Raw genomic sequence first — 16,141 nt, forward strand, 5'->3', positions numbered from 1 at the left:
ACTGGTGGATTAATGGTCTGGTAATTTATCACCATAGGAAGAAAGGTACCATTGTACTATGAAGCGACTTTTTCAATTGAAATAAACAGTTTTCCATAGAGTTCTATTTAACGGAATAATCAGTCTATATTTTGCCAATTGTTTTCCAATGATCTAGAATACAGAGTAGAAGGAAATTCAACAGACAGTATAAAAACTGGAGGTGGAAATATTGGACAAATCATCGCTGGACGGGTGGTCATCCGAACTCCGCAATGGCATCCTGGCGCTGGCAGTGATGGCCCAGTTAAAGGAGCCACAATACAGTTCTGCGCTGATTGAGTCGCTCGAGCAGCGCGGATTATTAACGGATACCGGCGCGTTGACGCCTTTGCTGCGGCGGCTGGAAAAGCAGCAGCTGCTGACGGGGAATTGGGATCAGACGGGCAATCGGCCGCGGAAGTATTACGCGCTGAGTGAAAAAGGGGTGGAGACGTACAAGCAATTGAACAGCGATTGGCAGAACGTAACGCGGGAACTTCGACAACTCATCGAAGGAGATGACAACGATGGAGTGGATTGACCGCTATATCGGTGAAGTGACACGCAGACTGCCGGTGAAGGAGCGGGAAGACATCGCCCAGGAATTGCACTCGACAATGGAAGACATGCTGCCGCCCGGCTATACGGAAGTGGAAGAGCGAGAGCTGTTGATGAAGTTCGGCGATCCGGCGAGGCTTGCCGGGAGGTATCGCTCACAGCCGATGTATTTAATCGGCCCGCGTTTTTTTGATTTGTATCTTATGTTATTGAAAATCATCATTCCAATTGTCCTTACCGTGGTGCTCGTGGTGTTGATCATTACGACTATTTTCACAGGGGCTGGCGAGACTTCAGTTGTCAACGTAATTGTCAGCCTGATTGGGGATTCGATAGCCGCGGCTTTTGATGTGGTAATTGGTGTCTTTTTCTGGGTGACACTTGTCTTCGTGATTCTTGAATGGGTGGACCGCACGAATCGTGCATCCGGAAAATCAACCATTGTTTTGCCGGATAAAGGGTGGACGCCGGATGATTTGGCAGCAAGCAATGAACTGATGCCGAAGAGGAGTACGATTGCGCGAAGCGAACCGGCAGTTGACTTGATTTGGACCGCTATTTGGGTATCCATCTACTTTAATGCGGATGCATTGGTGGGCATCTACGGGGGGAGCTCGAATGGGTTCGAACTGATCACACCGGTTTTCAACCAAAGCGTTCTGCTGTCCTACTGGCCACTCGTGGTGCTCGTTATCATCCTGCAAGTACTGATGGATATATGGAAATGGACACGCAGACGCTGGGACATCAATCTTGCCACATTCAATATGGTGGTTAATGCGCTGTCCCTGCTGGCAATTTTCCTGATTTTCAGAAATCCGCAAATTTTCGCCGAAGGTTTTCTGGGATGGCTCACAGACCTTTTCGGATCATTAAGTTCGCTGAATTGGATTATCGGCGGAATCATTTTCACTTTTGCGCTGTTCGCTTTAATCGATACCATCCAGGGTTTTCGGAAAGCTTCAGCACGGAAAGATGCGTCTGTGAAAAGGATTAAACGAGGGTCATGATCCAATGATTGAGGACAAAAAGGATTTGTAATTATCTTCAAGAGAGCGGGTGAATATAAATTGATAAAAAAAAAGATAAGCCGCAAACTCCCATGACAATAAAGACGCTATTACCGTTCATTTTGATATCCTTTGGATTGACTTGGGGGCTTGCCTCATTGATGCTTTTTTTTAATGATCAAGTTATTGCCCTAACCGGTGAGATAAGTACTTCGAACCCCTTGTATATTCTGGCTGTCTACGCCCCGGCCATTGCCGCGTTTATAATAGTCTGGTACTATTACGGGCTGCGCGGCATTGGCAGTTTTCTGCGCCGGCTGACATTGTGGAGGATGTCGCTTGCCTGGTGGCTGTTTCTGATATTTGGAACAGCCGCTCTATTTTACCTGGGCTCGGCGATAGCCGGCACAATCACGGATCCTTTTCCATATAGTCCATGGCAGGCCATTATGCCGGCCTTGCTGCTTATGCTGCTCCTGGGACCTGTAGAAGAATTCGGTTGGCGCGGCCTGGCTCTCCCGCTGCTGCAACGCAGCTTTACTCCTTTTTGGGCCAGTGTGATCATCGGAGTAATCTGGGGTATCTGGCATCTGCCGGCTTTCCTGATTGGTGGAACACCGCAATCTGAGTGGGTTTTTCTTCCTTTTTTCATCGCGGCCATCGCGCTCTCAATTATCATGACGTCAATTTTCAATGCATCAAAGGGCAGCATCCTTACCGCCGCCCTGTTTCACTTTCAGTTGAATAACCCCCTATGGCCGGACGCTCAGCCCTGGGATACAATCCTGTTCAGTTTAGTTGCGGTGATAATCGTGATCTTCAACCGAAGAACAATGTTTACACACAGCAATGCAGTTACCTCCGTCCTTTATCCTGGAGATGAGCCCCCTTATCGCGTAAAAAGAAAACCGTGAACGGGTTGCTATTAGCGGTTCTGTTTTAGAAAGCAACAGATTAGCTGCTAACATAATTCTCGAAAAAGTTTTTATTGTCTAAATGGGGAGTGCTTATTAAGAAAGGAGAAAGGCTATGGACTACAGTTTAGACTTGGAAAGCATAGCTGTCCAAAGCTATAAGGAAATCCTTAAAAAGCAAAACCTATTGCCTGGTCGCAGACTTCTTCTGCAAAATATTGATGAGAATTTTGCGGTGATCGAGAACAAAGGAATCCAAAATCTTTCCCAGCTCAGAAAAAGTATTTCCTCTCCTCAGAAAATGACATCTTTTGCGTCTGAGAGTGGCATACCGGAAGACTATTTGGTCATTTTGAAACGAGAAATGAGTAGTTTAGAGCAGAAGCCAGTTTTGATCGCGAACTTTCCCGGCATTGATGCTTCGCTGGTCAATAAATTGAATAAATCTGGTGTCAATAATTCCAAAGACTATTGGGAACATAATCAGTCTGGAATGGATGAACTGTTTAGCCTTTGCGATCTTGTTAGGATAAATGGAGTAGGCCCTCTAGCCGCGAAGGCATTTTATGAAGCAGGATACCGATCTGTTTTAGAAGTTGCCGAAGCCGATGCTGCGCTCATGCTTGAAAAGGTTTCCGGAGTTAATGAAGCTCAGCATTATTACAAGGCGAAACTGGGTCTTAAAGATATGCGGTTTTGCATTGATTTCGCACAGCTGCTTAGAAGGCTGGGCAGCCAAAGTTAGTTGTTTACGATAATTGAAGCACAAATAAACGGGGAAGATTTGATTTCTGGAAATAACAAGTCGATGTTTGATTTCAAGTCAAGTTCGAAAACAGGATATCGAGTCCTAAATAGCGGTAGTGAACTTATTTCATTGCAGAGATCATCAGTGAAATAACATGCTGAATCATAGAGGGTTATAGGAGAAGAAGATGTGAAGATTCCTGCATCTTCTTTTTTTGGTGGTTAAAAAAGAGGTATATAAGACTGAAAATCTAGAAGAATAACTTTACAAATTCTTAATCAAAATAAAATTTAATAGTCCTTTACATATTTCAAGTTACATTAAAGGTTTAATGTAATGACAAAAAACGAGTGATAGCATTTTTGTGCTCATTAAAGATAAAAATACGCTTTTTGAATTGCTGGTTAATCTATTATTATTGTTTTTAACTAATTGGTTACTTGGTCTAAGAGGATCTATTTGAAGACAGGCATAATATATACCTTGCTGTAGGTATTATTCAGGAAGATTCATTCGTTTATACAAAATATTACTCGGACGTGAGGAATGTCACACTATGAAAGATGAGAATAGTATAGGCTGAAAGTGAGAATAATACGCATGATATTTTTTGAATTATTGCACGATTTAGATCTGATTGATGAATGCTCAGAAACCCGAATTTTTCTCTCAGCTGATCAGGTCCTGTAAGAAAATACCTACAAAGCTGCAAGTTACGACGCTTGAACCATGGAATCGAAACGCCAGTGACTGAAAGAGGAAAAAGATGATAATGAAACTGGAGGAAACTGAAATGGTATTGGAAGAAGTAAATTTTAGGCTTCTGGACTTTGTTCAAACTGCAGACGGAAAATGGTTCTCTATCGGCTTTTTGGACAACGCAAACAAAAATACACTTTCTAAAAAAACAGCTCACTCCATGTATAAACAAGGTCAAATCATAAAAATTTCAGAAAAAATTGAAGATAGTACTGTATTGAATGACATAAATTATTATTGACTCAAGTTGCATAACCATTCCATTCTGACGCTTTTAGGTTGCCAGAACCATTGAAGCTGGAGGAAACAAGCTATTGTCTCTCTTAAAAAGAGTGGTTCAAGTAAATGATAATTGCCTCTCTGGTCTGATCGATGTCGCTTTCATAAAAACCTAATTGAAAAGAGAAAGGAGAGTCGAGAAAATGGTGCGAAAAACATTGGTTTTCCAGAAATCAGTTACTTATTTCTTTCTCAAATCCAAAGATGAAAACATGGATAATGGTTTGACCTCCATAACTTTATTCGCCAGATTGATGCGTGAAGTCACCTCTGTCATGGGTCAGGAGAAACGGACTCAAGTTGATACATTTTGGGTCCAAATCGATGATCTGGAAAAAGGCCACGCAACTGAAAAATTGAAGGCTTTGCCAAATTGTATGGAGAAATACGAGGTGTCGGAAAAAGTATTCCAGCATTTACTGCAATTGGCTCAAACCTGTCCGAAAGAACTGTATGGCATTATTCCTTATCATTCGAAAGCCGAGCGTGAGATGTTCATACCGTGGCAGGAGTTGGAACAATGCATGCAAAATTGCTGAGCAGCAGCGTGCACAATAATAGAAAGAAGAAAAAGAAAAAACTTCCTAGAAACTCCAGAAACTCGGATTCATTGAACGGGACAAAAGAAATGAATACAAATTTTTTAACGAATGGAGGAATATTTCATGGAAAAATACCAACGTGCTGAAGTGAGGGATATATTCATTTGGGAGCTTCGTGGTTATGAGGAATATATCGCTGGATACAAGATGTATAAGCTACTGAAGAAAAAGTGGGATGCTATTGAAAAAGAGGAAGCCAAAGAGGCCATTCAATAAATAATTAGCCCCGTTTTCATGGTGATTTTTATTTCGGCTCTCCCTTCCGCAAAATAATAGAATCGAAAAAAAGAAAACACAAAACGTTAACCGAACCATTTGATAACAAAATACTATGGTTTTCTGCACGTAACACATCTGACCAATACTTACAGGAATAGAAAAGTAAAGACAAACTCAATCAATTTGAGCTTGTCTTAAGTCCGGGCGCTCCTTTTCAGTGGGGCGTTTTTATTTTGAGAATAAAATCAAGCTCCGAGGAAAGCGGAATTATATTTTTCACGTCTACAATAAAGGAACAATGCAACTATGCGGAGAAATAGGATTCAAACCTAATTCATGACTTATGGCTGCAAACAATACCCTGTCCGAAGTCAGTGGAGAAGGAGAGGTTACAACGCTTTTATACTCTGATTATGAATTGGAGGAGTAGCAATGGGGACCAAAATGAAAGAAGAATTCCTTCATGATGCTATTGAAGAGATTGGGGATAAAAAAGGTGTTTTTAGTGCGGTGCTTTGTGTTGAAAGCGGAGATAACAGCTTTTCATGGACAGGAGCCATTGGCGATATGCAAAGTGATAGTCAATACTTTATTGCCAGTGTTACGAAATTATATGTAACGACAGTTGTTATGTGCCTTATGGAAGAAGGAAGAATCGAGCTGGATGACAAAATAGCCAAATATTTACCTGAGGAATTCATGAAAGGGCTGCATGTTTTAAAAGCTGTCGACTATTCCAATGACATCACCGTAAAACACCTGATATCCAATACTTCAGGCATACCGGATTACTTTTTTTATAAACAAAGGGATGGAAAAACTGCTGCCTCCGAACTTCTGGGGGGAAGGGATGAATCGTGGCAACTGGAGAAAACAATATCTCTGGTAAAAGAGCTAACTCCCAATTTTGTTCCGGGTAAAAAGGGGAGAGCGAAATATTCCGATACCAACTATCAATTGCTTGGCAAAATTATTGAGGTTATTACCGGGAAAGATATTGGTGCAGTGTTTCAAGAGTATATCTTTGATGAGCTGGGGTTGGAACATACCTATGCATATAAAGACAGCACTGACACTAAACCCGTTCCCTTCTATTATAAATCTGAAAAACTATGGCTTCCCAACTATCTTGTATCAGTAACATCAGAGGGCGGCATTGTTTCTACAGCAGAGGAAGCAATGGTTTTCTTAAAAGGATTTTTTAGGGGGCACTTTTTCCCGAAGGAGAATATAGAAGGCTTGAAGGAGTGGAATTGGATATTGCCCCCACCCAGTCTGTTTTTCTATGGAATAGGACTGGAAAAACTTTTTGTTCCAAGAATAATCTCTCCCTTCAAACCGATAACAGAGATTTTAGGGTTTTGGGGACAAACGGGCGCCTTTGCATGGTATAACCCTGATACGGATTTATACTTTACCGGAACTACGAATCAGATAAATGGTGCGGGACATGCTGCTGTACAAAAAGCTATTTTGAAAATTATCAAATCTGCGCTAAAGGATTCCTGACTCGGCTCACAGATCTTTTCGGGTCATTAAGTTCGCTGAATTGGATTATCGGCGGAATCATTTTCACCTTTGCGCTGTTCGCTTTAATCGATACCATCCAGGGTTTCCGGAAAACCTCTGCACGGAAAGACAAGAACGGCCGTAAGGTGTCAGACACCCTCACGGCCGTTTTTTTGTCGGCTTTCAGAGCGGTTCAAAATAATAATGTCCGCTTGTTTTGGCATTCCATTGATTCTGCCCGTGCATCTTTCTGCTCTCGATACACAATATTTTTGACAATTTGATAATAATCATGTATATTTTATTTGTAGTATATTCAAATAATCAAATATTAAAATACACGAGAGAAGAAGGTAAAGGCATGCGGCAAAAATTGTTTTTGTCCGGTAATTTTAAAGGGTATAACTTGGCGGCTTTTCAAAAAGACTTATTGGCAGGAGTCGTCGTTGGTGTGATAGCCATTCCGCTTGGGATGGCTTTTGCAATCGCATCCGGCGTCAAACCGGAATATGGAATTTACACCACAATCATTGCTGGAATTATCATTTCCTTATTTGGAGGATCCAAATTTCAGATTGGTGGGCCAACTGGTGCATTTATCCCCATACTATTCGGGATAGTCATGGTCTATGGATATGAAAACTTATTAATTGCCGGTTTTATGGCCGGGATCATTCTCATCTTAATGGGGATTTTCAAGTTGGGCACCCTGATCAAATTCATTCCGAAGTCAGTTACGATCGGCTTCACTTCTGGTATTGCCATCATCATTTTCGTTGGGCAAGTCGCTAATTTCCTGGGATTGGACGGGGTGGAAAAGAAAGAATCCTTCTTCGAGAATATAGTTGAAATCGCACGCCATATAGACACGATTAATATTTATAGTGTGATAATCGCCGGAATCAGTTTAGTAACCGTCCTTCTTACACCTAAATTTTTCCCGAAAGTTCCAGGTCCATTAATCGGGCTGGTTCTTTCCACTGTGATTGCATCTGTTTTCTTTGCAGGGCAGATACCGACCATCGGAAGTACATTTGGCGCTATCCCTAACACGTTGCCACAGTTCGGAATTCCGAACATAACCCTTGAGAATGTTGTGCAAATGATCAAGCCGGCAATAATCATTGCGCTGCTCGGCGGCATCGAATCGCTGTTGTCTGCCGTCGTGGCGGATGGCATGACTGGCACAAAGCACAATTCGAATAAAGAGCTTGTGGGCCAAGGACTGGCGAATATGATTACCCCGCTTTTCGGGGGGATCCCGGCAACAGGCGCGATTGCAAGAACTGCCACGAATATTAAAAATGGAGCCGTCTCGCCGTTATCCGGAGTCATCCATAGTGTGGTCGTGTTGCTTATTCTCCTGTTATTTGCTCCTTTTGCTTCCAGTATTCCATTGGCCAGTATGGCCCCGATCTTGATGGTGGTTGCTTGGAATATGAGCGAACGGCATGTGTTTATGTATGTGGCGAAAACCAAAACAGGAGATTCAATTGTTCTGATAGTTACGTTTTTATTGACGATTTTTGTCGATTTAACTGCAGCCGTTGAGGTCGGGCTTATTCTCGCGATTATCTTGTTTACCAAACGAATGAGCGAGAATTTGGTCACCGCCAAAGCCTTGCCCAATTCAGAAACTAAAAAAGTGGAGACAGGCGTTGTGAATGAAGGGCACGATTGCCCGCAGATAGCCATTTTTAACATTGAAGGACCCTTGTTTTTTGGGGCAGCTATGACATTCGAACACACCATCATGAGCACAATCAATTACAAACCGAAAGTGCTGCTCTTGCGAATGGGGAAAGTTCCATTTATCGATATCACCGGGGAAGCCAGCTTAGCAAGTATCGTTAAAGATTTTAATAAACATGGGGTTGTTTTGTTATCCGGTTTGTCGGAGCAAACGAAAGAGCTTTTACAAAAGACCGGACTCTATGATTCCGTTGGCTCCAAAAATATCTTTGAACACACGGGTGATGCCATCAATTATGCCCAAGAACATTTAGATCGAAATAAATGTTTAGGCTGTAAACATTTCGCTTTCAGCGAGTGTACGAAGCTATCTCAACCACCAAAAACAGACCTGGAAAAAGAAAAAATACTGTCAACGACGTAATGGTATAAACGGAAAGGAGCAAATTTCATGTTGAATCTGGAGATGCAGAAATTCAAAGCGGATTTTTTTAAAGCCCTGGCACATCCTTTAAGAATAAAAATCCTTGAAATATTAGCTGATGGAGAAAAAAGCGTAAATGAGATCCAAAGCATTGTTGGAACTGAAGGTTCAGCGATTTCTCAGCAGCTGATGGTGTTAAGAAATAAAAACATAGTTTCAGGCGTCAAAGAAGGAAACCGCGTCATCTATTCATTGAGCGACCCCTTGATCATCGAATTGCTCCAAGTTGCCCGGCAGATTTTTAATAATCAGCTTGTGAGTACGATTTCGATTTATGACAAGTTACAGGAAAATGAAGCTAAAGAAGATAATGAAAACAGTGTTGGGGATTAAAGATGGCTATTATCATTCTTTGCAGAAAATGTAAGGGGCAAGGAAAGATGAAAACAAAAATCCCTTGGTTGAAAAAAAGTTGTCCAGTGTGTCTTGGGAAAGGGAAGATGTTTTGGGATTCATCAGAAAGCGAATATCTGGTTTCTTTAAATAAAGTTGGTACGAAATAGAAAAGCATTCTTACCCGATCGGGTTATAAGAAGTCTGGCCAAATCGGCGAGATTTCTTTTTTTTTTTGCGGCATCGCGCCTCAGGTGTTAACCGGGAAAGAAGAATCAAATAAGGAATCTGAATAAAAAAAGTATTCAGAAAACCTTTACATTTATATGGTACAGGTATAGTCTATAAGTTATATTGAATGATGGAAAAATGCTTATTTTTTCAATGGAGTGAATTTAAAGTCCTGTTTTTATGGGAACTAATCTTGTGTTCAATAATACTCCGCGGGAGTGAGAAATGTCACAGTACAAAAAAAGCGAATAATATAGGCTGGAAGTGAGAATAATATGTATCTGAATTCTAAACGAAAGGAGAAATATTTCATGGAAAAAAACCAATCTGAGGAACTAAAAGATATCTTGAACTGGGAGTTGCGTGGTTATGAGGAATACATCGCCGGCTACAAGTTGTATAAGCAATTAAAGGAGAAGTGGGATGCCATTGAAAAAGGGGTGACCGCAGATGCCGACCAGCAAATACTTGGCTAATTTCCGGGATGATGATATCTATACGATGCTTTACCTTTATCATACCAAGGGCAACTCTTTGGCAACGTTAGAGCGCCGATTTTCCATCGAACCCCAAGCACTGCTGGGTATTTTAGAAGGACGCTACCGCACAGAATGCTATGAGAGCTTCAAATCTGTTGAGAAAATGCTTCAAGAGAGAGAATAGAATCAAAGCATTTGCCCAGCGTACTTGACTTGTTTGCAGAACATGCTAAGATTATAAAAATTGAAAGCGACTATATGTACGTTGAATGATGAATGAGTAGGCTAATTGCGGACAGCAAGCAGAGACTGGATGGTTAGTGCAAATCCAGGCAGCAATTGGGGTGAATTACGCCATCTGTAATTTCGACGATTAATGAAGTGGATGTTCCTGCGTGTTGCGGAATGTCAAATTGGGTGGTAACGCGGAGAAAGTCTTCGTCCCTTTAATCAGGGGTCGTGGGCTTTCTTTTTTTCGTTTTATTTTCATCTTAGAAAAAGCAGGAGGAATCGCAAATGTTTCATATCAAAGCAGTGTTATCACCGAGTTTTACAGAAGCAGCTGTACTAGTTGCAATTGTCGTCGCAATCATCAGTTCCAGTATCATTCTATTCGAAGCCCCTCCGCATGTACCAATCCTGTTGTCGATTTTGCTGCTGATCTGTTACGGGTTGGCTAAAAAAGTATCATACCGGGTCCTCGAAGGAGGCTTGGTAAAAGGTGCCGGAGCGGGAATGAGCGCGGTGTTCCTGTTTTTCTTCATCGGCATTCTAATCAGCAGCTGGATGATCAGCGGCACCATTCCGACATTGATCTATGCCGGATTCAATCTGGTGACGCCGCTCTTTTTCTTTGCGATTGTTTTTGTCGTCACATCAATCATCGGTCTGTCCATCGGCAGTTCGCTGACGACAGTGGCAACGGTGGGCGTCGCTTTCATCGGGATAGCCGGAGCGCTTGACCTGTCTCTGGCTGTAACAGCCGGGGCCATCGTTTCCGGTGCATTTTTCGGAGATAAAATGTCGCCGTTATCGGACACGACCAATCTCGCATCTTCGATTGTCGGCGTCGATCTATTTGAACACATCCGCAATATGGGGTGGACGACGATTCCGGCATTCATTTTGACATTGATTTTCTTTGGGTTTATGTCCCCGTCAATCACACTGGACAATGCCGCGGATATCGCCCTTTTTAAAGAAGGCTTACTGGGATCCGGATTAATTCATTGGTATTCAATCCTTCCATTAATCGTTTTGGTGATTATGACAATCGGAAAAATCCCTGCCCTAATGACATTGGCTGCGAGCTCAATTGCCGCAATCATCATTTCATTTTTCCATCAGAGTCTCGAAATTGCACAATTGCTGGGCATCCTGTTCGGCGGCTATGTGTCCGCAACCGGCGTTGCAGAAATCGACACACTTCTCTCAAGGGGCGGTATGGAAAGTATGTTCTTTACGATTGCTTTGGTGCTGCTCGCCCTCAGCATGGGCGGCCTGTTATTCACTTTGGGAATCGTCCAATGTTTACTTCAGAAGATTGAAAGCCTGTTGAAGAAAGTCTCTTCCGTTATCGCGGCTTCTGCGTTGACGGCGATTGGCATCAACATATTGATCGGTGAACAATACCTGTCGATTCTGCTGACGGGGCAGGCTTTTCAGGGACCATACGAAAAGCTGGGACTGGCCGGCAAGAATTTGAGCCGCGTGATGGAAGATGCGGGGACAGTGGTGAATCCGCTTGTGCCGTGGAGCGTTTGCGGAATTTTTATCACCTCCGTCTTGGGCGTCTCCACATTGGAATATTTGCCGTTTGCCATCTTCTGCTTATTGTCCCCAATCCTGACGATCCTGTTCGGAATAACTGGGAAAACATTAACGTACAATAAAGAGGTGTAAGAACAAATAAAGGGAAGAAACTTTACTCAAAAGTTTCTTCCTTTTTCTATAGAAGGAAAGTGTTCACCCCATCCACTAAATAAGTGTATAATTATTATACAAAAACTATATGTAAAGTTTTTAAAAGCTTCATGCAGGGAATAAGAAGGATTATGGCACCTTACTGAAGAAAGCACAGCTAGAAAAAGTTTCATGAATTAGAGCATTTTATAAAACAACTCTTACGGAAAGAAAGGCGGTACATATATGGGGAATTCCAATAAATCGGTAATTGTGATCGGAGGAGGCCTCGGGGGCTTGTCTGCGGCCATTTCGCTTGCGCAAAAAGGCTACGCGGTTTCATTGTATGAAAAAAATGATCATATCGGCGGCAAAGTGAACCGCCTGGAACAGGACGGTTTCGGCTTCGACCTTGGCCCGTCAATTTTAACGATGCCGCACATTTTCGATCGATTGTTCCAGGGCAGCGGTAAGCGGTTGGAAGATTATGTACCGATCAAACGCTTGGAGCTGGAATGGCGTTCGTTCTTTCCGGACGGCACCGTGTTGGATTTGTACCACGACCTCCATTTGATGGAGCGCGCCAATCCGGCACTTTCCCACGGAGATATGAAAGAATATTACTCGCTCTTGAAATATGCGCGGCGGATTTACAAGACGACGGAACACAGCTACTTGAAGGAAGGCTTTGAGTCGCCGAAAGAGGCCGTTGCGCAAAATGGCATTCTTTCGACATTGATCGGCTTTGATCTGACGTCGACGATGTACAGCGCGATTTCCAAACGCATCAGCAATCCGCATCTGCGCGACATGCTGTCTTATTACGTCAAATACGTCGGTTCTTCCCCGTACAGCGCGCCGGCCGTGCTCAATATGATGATCTATATGCAGCATGCCCAGGGCTGCTGGTATGTCCAGGGCGGCACCCATAAACTGGCGGAAGGCCTGACGAAACTGGCTAAAGAAGCAGGCGTGCAAATCCATACGGGCATGGGCGTCGTTCGGGCACACACGAATGAAAACAAGAAAATTTCTGCGATTGAACTCGAAGATGGGACGCTCAGAACCGCCGATTATTATGTATCCAATATGGAAGTCATTCCTTTTTACAAAAAGATGGTGGATGTGGACGACAAATTTGTCACGAAACTGGTGGACAAATACGAGCCGTCGAGCTCCGGCCTAGTGCTGCATCTCGGCGTGAAGAAAACGTATCCGTTCCTGAATCACCACAACTTCTTCTTCTCGGAAAATCTGCATGAACAGATGGACAAAGTGTTCGAGAAACACGAACTGCCGGACGATCCGACGATCTATCTGGTGAACGTCAATAAAACGGATCCGACGCAGGCACCGCCTGGACACGAAAACATCAAGATCCTGCCGCATATTCCTTATATTCAGGACAAACCGTTTACACCGGAGGAATACCGGCAGTTTGAAGAGCGCGTCTTAGATAAGCTCGAACGCATGGGCTTGCACGGGTTGCGGGAAAATATCGTGACACGCGACGTCTGGACGCCGCATGATATCGAACGCACCTACGGGTCGGATCGTGGCGCGATTTACGGCACCGTGTCGGATAAAAAACGCAACGGCGGCTTCAAGCATAAAAAGCAGAGTGAACTTTACGATAATTTGTATTTCGTCGGGGGCACCGTCAATCCCGGCGGCGGTATGCCGATGGTGACATTAAGCGGCCAGCAGGTGAGCGACAAGATTGTAAAACGTGATCAGGCAGGCAAGTAAGAAAAAACCGCGAAATGGATGGGTTCCATTTCGCGGTTTTTGCTGTTTCATAAAATTTTCTATCAGATTACCAAGTATTGCTGAAGCGACTGCTGCAGCGTTCCAAGGGTTTTTGTTTTCGGGTCAAACGACAACCCAAGTTGAATCATTTTCCGGACGACTTCAGCACGCAATCCGGTAATGACCGTTTGACAGCCCATCATGGCGGTGCCGTCGATGAGTTTCATCAAATGGTGGATGACTTCGGGTTCCATATCGGCAATGCCGGACAAGTCCAAAATCAATGTATCAATTTGCGATGCGCCGATTTCGGTCAGCACTTTTTCTTCCAGAATCGATGTCCGGAACGAATCGACGGAACCGATCAATGGCAGGATGGAGACAGATGCATTAATCGGAATGATCGGTACTGACAAATTTTCAACCAGTTCACGGTGCGCCATGAGCAACGAATCTTTGTATGTAGAATAGCTGATGAAAAATGTATTCAGAAACGTATCCACCCGGGTATTGATAACTTTTTCCATTGAGAAAAAATCGAAAGCGACTTTATTCAGCGTTGCATCATTGTATTGCTGAAGAAACGTCCAAAGAGTGCGGCGGATGGCTTGGATCCATTCCAATTTAAAAGACAGTTCGATGGAGTGTGTGGCCCAGGCAATGCCTTCCTGTTTCGCAAATATTTTCAGTTCTTCTTCTTGCCCATCAATAATATAGCCGACGACTTTATGGGCATTCGACACAAGGTCGATATTACCGATATTCAGGATTTCATCAATTCGATCTTTGACATTAACGGCTTCCTCCAACAATTCTTCTTCGAATGCTTCGCGATATGTATGGAAAAAAACTTTGATTTCCTCTGATTTTTGCAATGCCTCGGCCATTGTTCTTGCTCCTTTTAAATATGAATTTTTTGTAAATATATCCAATGTTATATTCTAGTATAGCATTATTGAAATTCCTTCTGTAAAGCTTTGTCGAAGAAATTGGACAATTATAACTATACCTGGGAATTAAGAATTAAAACTATGCTTTTTTAGAGAATAAAGAGAATATTGGTGTTATTTTAGATTTCAGTTCACGGGAAGGAACGGTTTTATTTCGCGAATTCTTGTTCACCGCAAGGCCGGATACTTCAGGCGGATCAACCGATAGAAATTCTGCACAATGGCTTTACCAACAGCATAGATCGGAATGACGAGGATCATGCCGATGATTCCGGCAAAACTTCCGCCAATATATAGAAGGAATATAATCGTGACCGGGTGCACTTCGAGTTTATGGCCCATGACGTTGGGCGAGATGAGATTACTCTCCACTTGCTGAATAACAATGATGGCGAGGGCAGTCCAGAGCGCCAGAAGCGGATCCTGAAAAAATGCCACAATCAACACGGGTACTGCACCGATGAACGGTCCGAGAAATGGAATCAGGTTGGTGAACATTGCAACAAGCGCAAGAATCACCGCGTATTGCAAGCCGAGCAGCATATAGGCGACCAGGCTCAGCGCACCGACGAACAGGCTGACAATCGCCTGCCCCTGGATATAAGCACTCAAATTCCCATCCATATCCTGCAGGATTTTGCGCCCTTCTTCACGGGAATCCTGCGGAAGAATTTTCAGCATACGTTCTGGCAGCCGCTCGCCATCCTTTAGCAGGAAAAACAGGACGAACGGAACAATGACCAGTTTGGACACTAAGCTAAGGAAGCTGCCAAGAAAGGCAAGAAGACTGGAACCGAAACCTTCAAATGCAGCAGAGAAATTATCCGTCAATGTGGACGGCTGAAGTGCCGGCATCATATCCTGTTCTTCTATGTATTGCCACCAGTCACTTTCCAACGCCATATTGATCCAGTTCTGAACCCGGTTAACGATCGTCGGGAAATTATTGATGAGCGCCATTATCTGATTTGCCAATAGCGGGCCGAGCCAACTGCCGAGCAGGAAGATGGCGGCGGTAAAAAGCAGGAAAATAGAAAGAATTGCCGTTACGCGACCCATCCGTTTTTCCAGCAATCGCACCAGCGGCCGGAATATATAATAGAGGATCCCGCCAACAATGATTGTCGGAGCGATGGTCGAAAAAATGACTTGGAACGGATAAAGAAGAAACGGCATCCGGGCCGCGAGGTACAGAATGATCAGTATGAGAACAACGCTGTACAGGAATAAAAACCATTTTGTTTTCGGCATACGCTATCCTCCTTGCTTGATTTTTTTGCGAAACAGTCCTTTATACCCTTATAGCCTAAGAGGGGGGAGGTTAAACAAATATCGGCTTAATGGAAAAATAGTTTCTAAGATTCGAACCAATTCATGGTGAGTCTGATTGGGAGATGAATTTAACCACCGATAACTCAATGCAGGCTCATCTATTTCATGATGCTAATTTCTCTGCCAATTAACTCTTCATAAAATCCACGATCATACTCCTTCAGCACCCTCAACCCCCAGCGTATTCATCGCACCGACTTTATTCGTCTCTATTTTAAAATGAAGTCGGCCTGAATGAGTGGGCCCTTTGGTCAGATATCCTTTTTCAAACATAATATTTCTTGAATTAAATAATATAGAAAGCTCCAGCAATAACTTCAATATTCCCTTCAAAGCCATTGCGCCCTGGATTTTTCCACAATATAATGAA

At 43.2% G+C, this 16,141-nt stretch carries 18 protein-coding genes; 15 read left to right on the forward strand and 3 right to left on the reverse strand.

The features are described from left to right. The first annotated feature begins 211 nt into the window (after positions 1-211). The 15 genes from DHX103_RS11660 to DHX103_RS11730 all read left to right on the forward strand — a co-directional run bounded on the left by DHX103_RS11660 (position 212) and on the right by DHX103_RS11730 (position 13,489). Positions 212-562: a PadR family transcriptional regulator gene (locus DHX103_RS11660; protein WP_422122450.1), complete on the forward strand. Its 351-nt coding sequence runs from the start codon at positions 212-214 to the stop codon at positions 560-562. After that, positions 549-1,589: an HAAS signaling domain-containing protein gene (locus tag DHX103_RS11665; RefSeq protein WP_422122451.1), complete on the forward strand. Its 1,041-nt coding sequence runs from the start codon at positions 549-551 to the stop codon at positions 1,587-1,589. Before DHX103_RS11660 ends, DHX103_RS11665 begins: the two co-directional genes overlap by 14 nt. A gap of 161 nt (positions 1,590-1,750) precedes the next feature. Next, the gene (locus tag DHX103_RS11670; protein WP_422124766.1) at positions 1,751-2,503 is read left to right on the forward strand and encodes a CPBP family intramembrane glutamic endopeptidase; all 753 of its coding nucleotides are present in this window, start codon (positions 1,751-1,753) and stop codon (positions 2,501-2,503) included. Positions 2,504-2,618: 115 nt separating this feature from the next. Further along, positions 2,619-3,248, forward strand: a complete 630-nt coding sequence (locus DHX103_RS11675; RefSeq protein ID WP_422122452.1) for a helix-hairpin-helix domain-containing protein — start codon at positions 2,619-2,621, stop codon at positions 3,246-3,248. A 769-nt stretch (positions 3,249-4,017) separates the two neighbouring features. After that, the gene (locus DHX103_RS11680; RefSeq protein ID WP_422122453.1) at positions 4,018-4,251 is read left to right on the forward strand and encodes a hypothetical protein; all 234 of its coding nucleotides are present in this window, start codon (positions 4,018-4,020) and stop codon (positions 4,249-4,251) included. Between the two features lie 181 nt (positions 4,252-4,432). Continuing rightward, positions 4,433-4,828 (forward strand): hypothetical protein, encoded by a 396-nt coding sequence (locus tag DHX103_RS11685; protein WP_422122454.1) that lies wholly within the window; start codon positions 4,433-4,435, stop codon positions 4,826-4,828. Between the two features lie 126 nt (positions 4,829-4,954). After that, on the forward strand, positions 4,955-5,107 hold the full coding sequence (locus DHX103_RS11690) for a hypothetical protein (RefSeq protein ID WP_422122455.1): 153 nt from the start codon (positions 4,955-4,957) through the stop codon (positions 5,105-5,107). Between the two features lie 435 nt (positions 5,108-5,542). Next, the gene (locus DHX103_RS11695) at positions 5,543-6,619 is read left to right on the forward strand and encodes a serine hydrolase domain-containing protein (RefSeq protein ID WP_422122456.1); all 1,077 of its coding nucleotides are present in this window, start codon (positions 5,543-5,545) and stop codon (positions 6,617-6,619) included. Between the two features lie 361 nt (positions 6,620-6,980). Then, positions 6,981-8,735, forward strand: a complete 1,755-nt coding sequence (locus DHX103_RS11700; protein WP_422122457.1) for a SulP family inorganic anion transporter — start codon at positions 6,981-6,983, stop codon at positions 8,733-8,735. A 30-nt stretch (positions 8,736-8,765) separates the two neighbouring features. Then, positions 8,766-9,128, forward strand: coding sequence for an ArsR/SmtB family transcription factor (locus DHX103_RS11705; protein WP_422124767.1), 363 nt, complete (start codon positions 8,766-8,768; stop codon positions 9,126-9,128). Positions 9,129-9,175: 47 nt separating this feature from the next. Beyond that, a complete protein-coding gene (locus DHX103_RS11710; RefSeq protein WP_422122458.1) occupies positions 9,176-9,298 on the forward strand; it encodes a hypothetical protein in 123 nt (40 codons plus the stop codon). Between the two features lie 372 nt (positions 9,299-9,670). After that, on the forward strand, positions 9,671-9,835 hold the full coding sequence (locus DHX103_RS11715) for a hypothetical protein (protein WP_422122459.1): 165 nt from the start codon (positions 9,671-9,673) through the stop codon (positions 9,833-9,835). Next, positions 9,810-10,022: a hypothetical protein gene (locus DHX103_RS11720; protein ID WP_422122460.1), complete on the forward strand. Its 213-nt coding sequence runs from the start codon at positions 9,810-9,812 to the stop codon at positions 10,020-10,022. Before DHX103_RS11715 ends, DHX103_RS11720 begins: the two co-directional genes overlap by 26 nt. A gap of 332 nt (positions 10,023-10,354) precedes the next feature. Then, positions 10,355-11,740 (forward strand): Na+/H+ antiporter NhaC, encoded by a 1,386-nt coding sequence (nhaC, locus tag DHX103_RS11725; protein ID WP_422122461.1) that lies wholly within the window; start codon positions 10,355-10,357, stop codon positions 11,738-11,740. A gap of 246 nt (positions 11,741-11,986) precedes the next feature. After that, positions 11,987-13,489, forward strand: coding sequence for a phytoene desaturase family protein (locus DHX103_RS11730; protein ID WP_422122462.1), 1,503 nt, complete (start codon positions 11,987-11,989; stop codon positions 13,487-13,489). A gap of 62 nt (positions 13,490-13,551) precedes the next feature. Here the strand turns inward: DHX103_RS11730 and DHX103_RS11735 are convergent, their stop codons facing one another. The 3 genes from DHX103_RS11735 to DHX103_RS11745 form a co-directional block, all read right to left on the reverse strand. After that, a complete protein-coding gene (locus tag DHX103_RS11735; protein WP_422122463.1) occupies positions 13,552-14,376 on the reverse strand; it encodes an STAS domain-containing protein in 825 nt (274 codons plus the stop codon). A gap of 231 nt (positions 14,377-14,607) precedes the next feature. Then, the gene (locus tag DHX103_RS11740; protein ID WP_422122464.1) at positions 14,608-15,690 is read right to left on the reverse strand and encodes an AI-2E family transporter; all 1,083 of its coding nucleotides are present in this window, start codon (positions 15,688-15,690) and stop codon (positions 14,608-14,610) included. Positions 15,691-15,921: 231 nt separating this feature from the next. Next, entirely contained in the window at positions 15,922-16,104 is a 183-nt protein-coding gene (locus DHX103_RS11745) for a hypothetical protein (protein WP_422122465.1), read from the reverse strand. Positions 16,105-16,141 lie beyond the last annotated feature (37 nt).

This window comes from Planococcus daihaiensis, from assembly GCF_049262615.1.
Taxonomy (GTDB): Bacteria; Bacillota; Bacilli; order Bacillales_A; family Planococcaceae; genus Planococcus.

Bases quoted from the DNA above. Each gene is read 5' to 3' on its own strand.
- DHX103_RS11720 (WP_422122460.1), top strand. From the start codon at position 9,810: ATGCCGACCAGCAAATACTTGGCTAATTTCCGGGATGATGATATCTAT.
- DHX103_RS11665 (WP_422122451.1), top strand. From the start codon at position 549: ATGGAGTGGATTGACCGCTATATCGGTGAAGTGACACGCAGACTGCCG.
- nhaC (WP_422122461.1), top strand. From the start codon at position 10,355: ATGTTTCATATCAAAGCAGTGTTATCACCGAGTTTTACAGAAGCAGCT.
- DHX103_RS11670 (WP_422124766.1), top strand. From the start codon at position 1,751: ATGCTTTTTTTTAATGATCAAGTTATTGCCCTAACCGGTGAGATAAGT.
- DHX103_RS11735 (WP_422122463.1), bottom strand. From the start codon at position 14,376: ATGGCCGAGGCATTGCAAAAATCAGAGGAAATCAAAGTTTTTTTCCAT.
- DHX103_RS11685 (WP_422122454.1), top strand. From the start codon at position 4,433: ATGGTGCGAAAAACATTGGTTTTCCAGAAATCAGTTACTTATTTCTTT.
- DHX103_RS11680 (WP_422122453.1), top strand. From the start codon at position 4,018: ATGATAATGAAACTGGAGGAAACTGAAATGGTATTGGAAGAAGTAAAT.
- DHX103_RS11710 (WP_422122458.1), top strand. From the start codon at position 9,176: ATGAAAACAAAAATCCCTTGGTTGAAAAAAAGTTGTCCAGTGTGTCTT.
- DHX103_RS11730 (WP_422122462.1), top strand. From the start codon at position 11,987: ATGGGGAATTCCAATAAATCGGTAATTGTGATCGGAGGAGGCCTCGGG.
- DHX103_RS11700 (WP_422122457.1), top strand. From the start codon at position 6,981: ATGCGGCAAAAATTGTTTTTGTCCGGTAATTTTAAAGGGTATAACTTG.
- DHX103_RS11740 (WP_422122464.1), bottom strand. From the start codon at position 15,690: ATGCCGAAAACAAAATGGTTTTTATTCCTGTACAGCGTTGTTCTCATA.
- DHX103_RS11690 (WP_422122455.1), top strand. From the start codon at position 4,955: ATGGAAAAATACCAACGTGCTGAAGTGAGGGATATATTCATTTGGGAG.
- DHX103_RS11695 (WP_422122456.1), top strand. From the start codon at position 5,543: ATGGGGACCAAAATGAAAGAAGAATTCCTTCATGATGCTATTGAAGAG.
- DHX103_RS11675 (WP_422122452.1), top strand. From the start codon at position 2,619: ATGGACTACAGTTTAGACTTGGAAAGCATAGCTGTCCAAAGCTATAAG.
- DHX103_RS11715 (WP_422122459.1), top strand. From the start codon at position 9,671: ATGGAAAAAAACCAATCTGAGGAACTAAAAGATATCTTGAACTGGGAG.